General features: G+C 61.2%; 3 protein-coding genes. 2 read left to right on the top strand and 1 reads right to left on the bottom strand.

Translation table 11 applies throughout. The features are described from left to right. The coding region (locus AC1D1P_RS15530; RefSeq protein WP_477673600.1) for an efflux RND transporter permease subunit at positions 1–1,564 on the top strand (1,564 nt) is incomplete at its 5' end. A gap of 57 nt (positions 1,565–1,621) precedes the next feature. Next, a complete protein-coding gene (locus AC1D1P_RS15525) occupies positions 1,622–2,863 on the top strand; it encodes a hypothetical protein (RefSeq protein ID WP_477673599.1) in 1,242 nt (413 codons plus the stop codon). Positions 2,864–3,055: 192 nt separating this feature from the next. Here the strand turns inward: AC1D1P_RS15525 and moeA are convergent. After that, a partial coding sequence (gene moeA / locus AC1D1P_RS15520) for a molybdopterin molybdotransferase MoeA (protein WP_477673598.1) occupies positions 3,056–4,373 on the bottom strand: 1,318 nt, incomplete at its 5' end.

Below are 4,373 nucleotides of genomic sequence, written 5' to 3'. Positions count from 1 at the left end.
TGCCCAGCGACTCAAAGGCATGGCCTTGCAGGCCCGCTGGATTGTCATCGGCGTGATGGTGCTCAGTGCCCTGGCCATTGCGCTGGTGTTCCCGAGCATGAAGCAGGAGCTTTCGCCCATTGAAGACCGCGGGGTGATTCTGGCCAACGTCAATGCCCCTGACGGCGCCACGCTGGACTACACCAACCGCTATGCCAGGGCGCTGGAAAAAATGGGTGAGCCCTTTCCCGAGTTCGACCGCATTTTTGCCAACGTGGGCAACCCGACGGTGGCGCAGGCCAGCGTGGTGTACCGCACTGTTGACTGGGACAAGCGTACGCGCTCCACCATCGACATGGCACGCGAGCTGCAGCCCAAATTCAATGCGCTGCCCGGCGTTACCGCCTTTCCGATCACGCCGCCGTCCCTTGGGCAGGGCTTTCGCGAACGGCCGCTAAATTTTGTGATCCAGACCTCCGACAGCTACCAGAACCTGAACACCGTGGTGCGCCAGATGCTGGAGGAGATCGCCAAAAACCCTGGCATCGTCTCGCCCGACGTAGACCTGCGGCTGAACAAGCCAGAACTGCGCATTGAGGTGGAGCGGGACAAGGCGGCCGACCTCGGCGTCAGCATCCAGGTTGTCGCAAAGGCCATCGAGACTCTGCTGGGCGGGCGCAACGTGACGCGCTACAAGCGCGATGCCGAGCAGTACGACGTGATCGTGCAGACCGAAGCCAGCGGCCGCACAACGCCTGAAGACATCGACCGCATTTATGTGCGGGGCCGCAACGACGCAATGATTCCGCYGTCGGCATTGGTCAAGGTGCGTGAAAGTGTTTCCCCGCGCGAGTTGAACCATTTCGGCCAGCGCCGCTCGGTGTCGATCACGGCCAGCCTGGCGGGCGACTATTCGCTGGGCGAAGCGCTCAAGTTCATGGACCAGACCGCCGCCAAGGTGCTCAAGACCGGCTACAGCACCGACTTGAACGGCACCTCGCGTGAGTTCAGAAACTCGCAGGGCGCATTGGCCATTGTGTTTGTATTGGCACTGGTGTTTATTTTCCTGGTGCTGGCCGCGCAGTTTGAAAGTTTTATCGATCCGCTGGTCATCATGCTGTCGGTGCCTCTGTCCATGATCGGGGCCTTGCTGGCACTCAAATGGTCGGGCGGCTCTCTCAATGTGTATTCCCAAATTGGTCTGATCACGCTGGTTGGCCTGATCACCAAGCACGGCATCCTGATTGTGGAGTTCACCAACCAGTTGCGCGGGCAGGGCATGGAAATGATCGACGCGCTGGTCAAGGCGTCGTCGCAGCGCCTTCGCCCCATCATGATGACGACTGGTGCCATGGTGCTGGGAGCCTTGCCGCTGGCCCTGGCCAAGGGCGCGGGTGCCGAAAGCCGCACGCAGATCGGCTGGGTTATCGTGGGGGGCATGTCGCTGGGCACTTTGCTCACTGTGTTTGTGGTGCCCACGATGTACACGCTGTTTGCCCGCAAGGCGGTCCCAGGGGCCAACAAGGCCATTGCCAGGGAGCAACCCGATGAACACCTTGAACACCCGGAGTACGTGGCGAAATGATCGTGAGGAACCGCTTGCCCCAGGCCGGGTCCCTGGCATGCTGATGAGAAAACCGGTTTGACCGCAAACCCAGCGGGCCGAATCCGTACAGTTGCTTCTTTCTTCCTGATTCCGTTCCTGCTTGCGCTGGCCCATACGGCTTCTGCGCAAGCCCAGGAAGCGCCTGGAACGGGCGCATATGGCGTGCAGTTCTTCTGTTCACCGTCCCAGCTGGAGCGGCTCGGCCCCMACATGTTTCGATATCTCCAGCAGCTCGGCATTCCAGCCCGCCTGGTTCAGGAAACTGTCGACAAGCCGCGGGGCACCATGACGTATTCCCTGCTGGGCTCAGGCGCGGCCGTGAGCACCCTGTTTTTGGCGCAACGCCCGGAGCTGGCGATCAAGGACGAGGTAGTGCTGGTGCCGGTGAGAAACAACAAGACACGCAAGCTCAAGACGGTTTCCAAAAAAGAAATCCTGTTGGCCCTGTTGCACCCGGGCCGATTGACCGAATTCAGAGGAAAAGCCTGCGATGTGCAGGCTCTGGTCGACCATGTCGGTATTCGCCAGAACACCGTGATATGGGCAGAGGTGCTGGAATGGGGGTGGCCCGAGGGCGGCCCTGCCAGATGGAATGCCCGCTACTGGATCAATGGAACGCCCCGGCTGCGCATGCCCTTGCACAAGGCTCTCAACGACATGTTTTTTGAGCAGGGGAAATACGACATAGGCTGCTACGCCGCGACCAAGGTGGTGTTTGCCCAGGGTGCGCTGGATTACTTCCGCCGCGTCAAGAAGGACGTGGGCAGGGCGCAAGGCGTGGAGCGGCGATTACTGGCCGACGGTGAGCCACTGGTTGACCTGGAACCCGGCCGCATGTGGAGTTTTGAAACGGATTTTGATCCGCTGGAGCTTGAACGGCCAGGCAAGGTCCTGCGCATGGTGGGTGGTGTTGCCGCCGGCAACTTTATCCCGGGCGATTGGGCTTATTTTCTGAACACCGACCAGCGCACCAGCCAGAAAACGGGGTATGAAGGCTCCAATGCCATCTACCTAGGCGGCAACCGGTTTGACGACTATTACAACGACAACGACCACCACTACACCTACGAGGAGAAACTCAGTGAGGTCTATCAGTGGCGTCATGATGTTTTCAGCCGGCAACGCGATGCCGAAAAAATACAGCACCTGGCCGCGCAAGACTACGAACGCCTGAACGCAACGCCGGAAAACGGCGGCTTGCTGATGAGCTTTCGGGTTGTGCCCTATTTTTTCGGCTATGAGGACCTGCCCCCGCTACCGGCTCCCCGAAGCGACTAGTACTGCAACCCGCAAGTAGCGAAACAAAATGAAAGCGATGGATTCGCGCCCAGGGCAAGGCGCAAGCCGTAACGAAGGCTGAACGCCTTCGCAAGGATTGCAACGCAGCCATGGGTGCGAAGACGCGCTTTCATGTTTCGATATTTTCGGGTTGCAGTACCAGGGCCTGGCGGCGCCGAGGATTCAAGGGATTTACAGGGCACCCTCAAACATGAGGACGTCAACCATGTCCCCTGCAGCGACATTGCCTTGCGCATGGTGAAGCACCATCAGGCCGTTGGCCTCGGCCATGGAGCGCAGCACGCCCGAACCCTGGCTGCCGGTGGTCCGGACCTCCAGGGAGCCGTCGGACGCGGTGGATACCCAGCCGCGCTGGTATTCGGTGCGCCCCGGTTTCTTGCGAATGGGCTCCAGGCTGCGTGCCTTGAGCAACGGCGCCGGCGCGGCGCTGGCGCCCATCATCTGGAGCAGGGCGGGGCGCACAAAGGCCAGGAACGTCACCATCACCGCCACCGGATTGCCGGGCAATCCAAACAAAATGGCGCCCTCGGGGTTTGGGAACGTTTTTTGAGTGCTACTATTTTCATAGCTGCTTGCGCTTGTCCCTATTGGGATAGAGCCTGATTTCTCTATTGAAATCCGTCCCACGGCCATGGGCCGGCCGGGCCGCATCGCAATGCGCCAGAAGGCCACGTCGCCCAGCTTTTTCATCATGGCCTTGGTGAAATCCGCTTCACCCACGCTGACACCGCCAGACGTGATGACCGCGTCGGCCTCGGCTGCCGCTCGTTTGAATGCAGCCTCCAGAAGTGCCGGCTCATCGCGCACGACGCCCATGTCGAGCACCTGGATGCCCAGCCGGCTGAGCATGCCGAAGACGGTGTAGCGGTTGCTGTCGTACACAGCGCCTTCGCGCGGTGTTTCGCCCAGCGACAAAATCTCATCACCGGTGGAGAAGTAAGCCACCCGCAGCGACCGCCAGGTTGACAAGGTTTTAAGACCCAAAGAGGCTGCCAGGCCAAGGCGGGCGGGCGTAATACGCTCACCTTTTAATAGCGCCGGCCGGCCCTGCATGAGGTCCTCGCCGCGCAGCCGGCGGTTGTCGCCGGGCTGGAGCAAACCCGACGGGATACTGATGCGTGTGCCCTGGCCATCCTGGTGCAGGGTGACAAACTCCTGTGGCACCACGGTGTCCAGGCCGGAGGGCATGATGGCGCCGGTCATGATCTTGACGCACTGGCCTGGCCCGGCGCTGCCTTGCCAGGCCTTGCCTGCCAGCGCTGTTCCGTCGGCCACCTGCAGCTCAAGCGCCTTGCCTGCAGCCAACTGCCCACCATCGAAGGCATATCCGTCCATGGCCGAGTTGTCGTGCGGCGGCACGTCAAACGGCGAGACCACATCCTGGGCCAGCACCCGCCCGAAAGCCTCCATCAAGGGCAGCTCGAGCTGCTCCTGCACCGGCATGACCAGCCGCGACAGGAAGTCCAGTACCTGGTCGGCAGACAGTGAC

The sequence above is a fragment of the Polaromonas sp. P1_E1_2 genome (assembly GCF_056406035.1).
Note: the sequence above shows the minus strand (reverse complement) of the source record. Positions and strands in the feature narration are given on the sequence as shown.